The 5,064-nt window shown below is 64.3% G+C and carries 5 protein-coding genes; all 5 read right to left on the bottom strand.

Annotated elements, in window-relative coordinates:
• Positions 1-303, bottom strand: a 303-nt coding sequence (locus AC1D1P_RS13885; protein ID WP_477673389.1) for a di-heme oxidoredictase family protein, incomplete at its 3' end; no start/stop codon positions are given.
• A complete protein-coding gene (locus tag AC1D1P_RS13890) occupies positions 304-1,449 on the bottom strand; it encodes an imelysin family protein (RefSeq protein WP_477673393.1) in 1,146 nt (381 codons plus the stop codon).
• Between the two features lie 180 nt (positions 1,450-1,629).
• Positions 1,630-2,961: a cation:proton antiporter gene (locus AC1D1P_RS13895; RefSeq protein WP_477673390.1), complete on the bottom strand. Its 1,332-nt coding sequence runs from the start codon at positions 2,959-2,961 to the stop codon at positions 1,630-1,632.
• Between the two features lie 185 nt (positions 2,962-3,146).
• Positions 3,147-4,352, bottom strand: coding sequence for a phospholipase A (locus AC1D1P_RS13900; protein WP_477673391.1), 1,206 nt, complete (start codon positions 4,350-4,352; stop codon positions 3,147-3,149).
• A 24-nt stretch (positions 4,353-4,376) separates the two neighbouring features.
• On the bottom strand, positions 4,377-4,763 hold the full coding sequence (locus AC1D1P_RS13905; RefSeq protein ID WP_477673392.1) for a hypothetical protein: 387 nt from the start codon (positions 4,761-4,763) through the stop codon (positions 4,377-4,379).
• Positions 4,764-5,064: the final 301 nt, after the last annotated feature.

A 5,064-nucleotide genomic window follows, 5' to 3' on the forward strand; every position in this document is an offset into this window, starting at 1 on the left:
GTCACGCGCGGTGGTGGAGGAGGGCGCCTGCACCCAGTTGCGCTTGAAGAAAGAATTGCCGATGACAAAACGCGTGCGTTCCTCGTCGCCCAGGTTGGCCAGCGGAAATGAAAACGCGTTGTGGCCGGTGGCAAACACCGTGGTGTCGCCGCCGGTTTTCTCGTCGTCGGGCGCCGTGCCGGCTTGCGCACCCGGCCCTGCCGACGCCCAGAAGGCCAGCCCTGCCAGTCCCGCTGCGGCCATGCAGGCAAGCACTACACGCGCAGGGCGCGCGACCATCCGGGACGAAGCAGCGTCGGCCATTTAAGGTTTGACCAGGGTCAGCTTGGTGATGCCGGCGGCGTTGGCGGCTTCCACCAGGTCCTTGCTTTGCTGCACCAGGCTGTCGACGGTTTTTTGCACGCGCAGCCGGCCGGGTGCGTCTTTGGCGCCGACGATTTCGCGGTCAAMCGGTGCCTGAATGCCTTCGGCGGTGGCGACGGATGCTGCGATCTGCTTGCTGGTGCGGTCTGCCAGTGCCGGGTTTTTCACCGCCACCAGGTCACGCAGCGACGGGCCGGCCAGCGTCGTGCCGTCGGCGCGCTTGTACTGGCCCAGCCAGGCGTTCTGGATGCCTTTGGCGTTGTTCACCACATCGCGGTGCGTGTTGTCGGAAAAGCATGAGTGCTCATCTTCCTGGTCCTGGCTGGCCAGGGCGACTTCGAGGCGTTCACCGGCGAGTTCACCGCGCGAAAGCGAGCCCAGGCCGACAAACATCTTGCGCACCGACTCCATGCCGCCGCGCTCGAACTTCGCGCGGTAGGAGGTCGACGTGGGCGCCCAGGCTTTGGTGAGGATTCCGAGGTCATCGACCAGCAGTTCGGTCACCACCTTGAGGTATTGGCGGCGGCGGTCGGCGTTGGGTTTCTTGCCGTCCACAAAATCTTCAAACGAACGGTTGCCTGGGCCGGTGGTGCTCAGGTCCTGGCCCCACAGCAAAAATTCAATCGCGTGCCAGCCGGTGGCGATGTTTTCTTCGCCGTTGCGCTCGTTCAGGCTGGCCAGCCGCTTTTTGTTGATCACGGCCTTGCGGTTGTTGATRATGCCGGCGTTGGGCGCGTCCTTCACGTAGTCGACATAGGACTCGTCCATGGGCCAGGCATTGATGCGGCCTTCGGGGCCGTTCTTGTCATCGATCGGGCCGCCGTAAAAACGGAAGGCCTCGGTCTGGCCGTAATACTCGCGCGCGTCCAGCCAGGCCTTGCGCGCCGCCTTGAGGCCATCGTCCGACGGTGCGTCGGTAAAAGCCTGCACCGCTTTTTGCAGGATGAGCGTGCTGGCCAGCGTGTCGTCATAGTTTGATTGCACCAGGTGGGCATAATGCTTTGCCACGGCGGCCGCCGTGGTGGCTGGTGCCGCCACTGTGCCAGGCTCGGTACCAGCCGCTGCCGTTGCTGCGGGCTGGGCCATGGCCGGCACGGCAAGCAGGGCCACCAGGGCGGCAAGGATGGCGGGTTTGATTGCTGGTTTCACGACGACTCCTGTGTCTTTGTTAATCGGTCAAAGTGTGATTATACAAATGAGAATCGTTATCGTTATCAATAACGTGACATTCTGTGAGGCTGTGCGGACGCCCGCCGGACCGCTTGTTCAGGGCCTGCGGCGTTTGCCCGGTTTGCGCGCCTCATAGCGTTTCATCAGCGGCGTGACAGAAATGCCATGGGCAATCACCGAGGCGACGACCACCGCGAGCGTGATGGAAAGCAGCCGCTGCGCGAGCGCGGGCGGGAGGTGGTGGTTGATGGCGTAGAGCAGGTAATACAGCGAGCCGATGCCGCGAATGCCGAACCAGGCCATCAGGCGGCGCTGCGAACCCCTGACCGGCGTTCCCAGCAGTCCGATAAAAACCGCCGCCGGCCGGATCACCAGGAACAGCGCCGGGATAAACCACAGCACTTCAGGGCGAAAGCGTGTGGTGGCGACCAGCACCCCCACGGCCAGCACGATGGCGACTTCCACAAAACTTTCCAGCTGGCTGTTAAAGCGCTCTACTGCGCGCATCATGTGGGCGGGCGCTTCCGCGCCCGAGGCTTCCTGGTCATCGGGGCTCAGCGTTTCGTCGGGCGCGGCCGCAGCCTGGGGCGCGGGCCGCGCAWCGGGCTCGTCGATGCGGCGCAGCGCCAGGCCCGCCGTAAACACCGCCAGGAAGCCGTAGGTGTGAAAGAGCAGCGCCAGGCCGTACGTCAACCCGATGAGCCCCAGCGCGATGAATTCGTCGGAGCCCAGCGCTTCGCGGTGGCGCATGCGCAGGTAAAGAATGGCGCGGCCCACCAGCGTGCCGAGCAGCCAGCCCAGGGCCAGGCCGCCGGCCACGGCCCACAGCACATCGACGGCCCACCAGCGCCAGCCGCCTTCGCCGAGTTCGTGCAGGCCCAGCAGGCCCAGCCCAAGCATCACAAACGGAAATGCGGTGCCGTCGTTCAGGCCGCCTTCACCGGTGAGACCGAAACGCAGGCGGTCGCGGTCGCCCGGGTTGGCCACCTGCACGTCGGAGGCCAGCACCGGGTCGGTCGGTGCGAGGATGGCGCCCAGCAGCACAGCGGCGCCCACGGGCAGATCCAGCACATAAACGCCCAGTGCGGTGATGGCGGCCACGGTGACCACCATCGACACGGTTGCGAGTTGCACCGGAATGCGCCAGCGCCCATCCCGCACGCGGAACTCGAGCTTCATGCCGGCGGTGAACAGTGAGATCAGCACGGCCACCTCCGTGAGGCGCTCCAGCAGCACCGTGTTCTTGAGGGCGTCGAGTTTGAGCAGCCCCAGCCCGACGGGACTGACCGCCAGGCCGACGCCGAGGTACAGCATGGCGGCGCTCAGCGGAAGCCGCGCAATGAAAGAGCCGCCCAGAGTCATGGCAATCAGCAGCGCACCGGCCACGATGCAGGCCAGCGTGAAGGTGGTGGGCTCGGCAAAAGTCATCGCCCCACCTTACGGCAAGCGGGGGCGTTGCGGTATCAGCCGACGCGCCGTTGCCGTGGTGCCTGGATGCGCCTGGCAGACACGTTTGCGCCCCATTCCTCAAGCGAAAAGCGCTCCGGGGCTAATAAATACCAGCGCAAACAGCTATAAAAACCATAGCAAGCCGCGGAATGTCGTTCCAGCGCCTACCAGTCCACCAGGCTCAGGCCGATGCTCAGAACATTGCGCTTTCGGTTGTAGTCCACAAGGCTGTCACCGTAGCCGCTGAAAAGCTGCACGTGATAACGCAGGCCGGTGTAGTTGGGCGACGAGGCCGGCGCCATCATCCAGTCAAACCGGGCCGAGCCGCGGGCTTCCTTGCGCAGCGAGTGGCGCAGCGTGACGCCCACGGTGTTGGCCTTGTTGATCTGCCAGCTGCCCGTGACTTCTGCGCGGCCCACATAGTTTTCGATGCCGGGGTTGTCGTCATTGCCCGAGGACTCCTTGAGCCGGTCCCAGATGCGCCCCTGCAGGATCAGGCCTGAGTCCTGGCCCAGTGTTTTCTCGGCGGCGCCCATCAGGTAGACGCGGTTCCAGCTGCGTGATAGCGGCAGCGACTGGCCATTGGACTGGTGCACCAGCCCCAGGCCCGAGAGCCGGTAGTTCCAGCCACCGGCCAGCGGAATCTGGTGCGGGTAGATGTAGATCACCTCGGGCTCGTGGTCGGTGGTGCGAAACGGCCGCGAGATGCTGCCGTTGAACAGCTGCCAATAGCTTTGCTGCGTGTAGCCGAACCAGACCGAGTCATGGTCGTCGTCGTCGTTGTCGCCGCTTTTCAGCAGGCCTTTGGCGACCTTGGTGCGCACCGACAGCTGGATTTTGTTTTCAGTGCGCATATAGGGCACGGAGGTCAGCGCGGTATGCCCTGCGGAGGGTGATGAGGGCTGTGTGTTCACGCTGTCGGCGGTGGAGACGGCCAGCGTGATTGGCCGGTAACCGCGCAGCGAGAAGGTGTCGCAGTCGGTGCCGCGCTGCAGTTCCCAGAAGCGGGACAGTTCCGAGTACCTGGTGTTTTTGCAGCCGATCGGCTTGCCGTCCGGCGCTTCGGTGTTCAGTGATGGCAGCAGCAGCACCGGGGTGGCCGGCTGGCCGGTCTGGACATTGGCCGGCGCTGTGGTCAGGCTGGGCGCCGGTGTGTTGGCGGGCGTTTGCGCATCGGCCCATTGCTGGAAGCAGGTGAGCTGCGCCGCAGGGTCGCCCTTCATGGCCTGACAGGTTTGCCAGCCTGTGCTGGATGGGCGGTTTGCCAGCGTGGCCTGTGCATGTGCCGCAGCCGTGGTGCCAAGACCCAGGAGGGCCGGAAGCACCGTGCAAAGCGATGCAGCAGCAGGATTGAGAGATTTCAGTGGCATGGTCGGTCTTGAAAATTGCGCTGTTCAGGGCAGCCGGGTCAGCGTAAAAGGCACATCGGGTGCATTGTCCGGGGCGCTGCTGCTGGTGTCTTTCCAGGTGCCCTTGAAGGCCTTGCCGCAAGAACCTTCGACCATTTCGCCGTTCCAGGTGCCGGTGATGCTGACATTGTCGGAGGACTCGTCGAGCAGCAACATGCCGCCCTCCAGGTCACCGGCCAGTGCTGCCTTGGCCGCATGTCCGGCAATGGCTTTGGAACCGGMGGCCGGCCCCAGATCGCGGCTCACGATGCCGGCCAGGCTTTCGGCGAATTCGGCATGCCGTTCCAGCAGCATGGTGGCGCGGGCCGGCAAGCCGGCAGGTGGGCGGTCAAAGCGCACGGCCCACAGGCCATGGAGTTGCGCGGCTTTCATCTCCGTGGCGGCCGGGCACGTGGCGTCAGGTTTCGTTTGGGCCGTAGCGCTAGCGGATACTGCGCAAGCGGCGATTAAAAAAAGAGCGGGTCGAAGAAAAAGCAAAGTCATGAACAAGTGAGTGCACGGCCTGGCCGTGCAGTACGGGCTGTAGCAACGCAGCAAGGCGGACGGAGCGGCCAAGGCTGCAGTGCAGGGGGTGAAACGGAAAACTCGGGCACGCGAGTGCGGGGTTGATGCAACGCGCAGGCCGTGGAGCTTGCGCACTATCTCATGAATAGATCTCAATCAGGTTAAGAAC

The sequence above is a fragment of the Polaromonas sp. P1_E1_2 genome, from assembly GCF_056406035.1.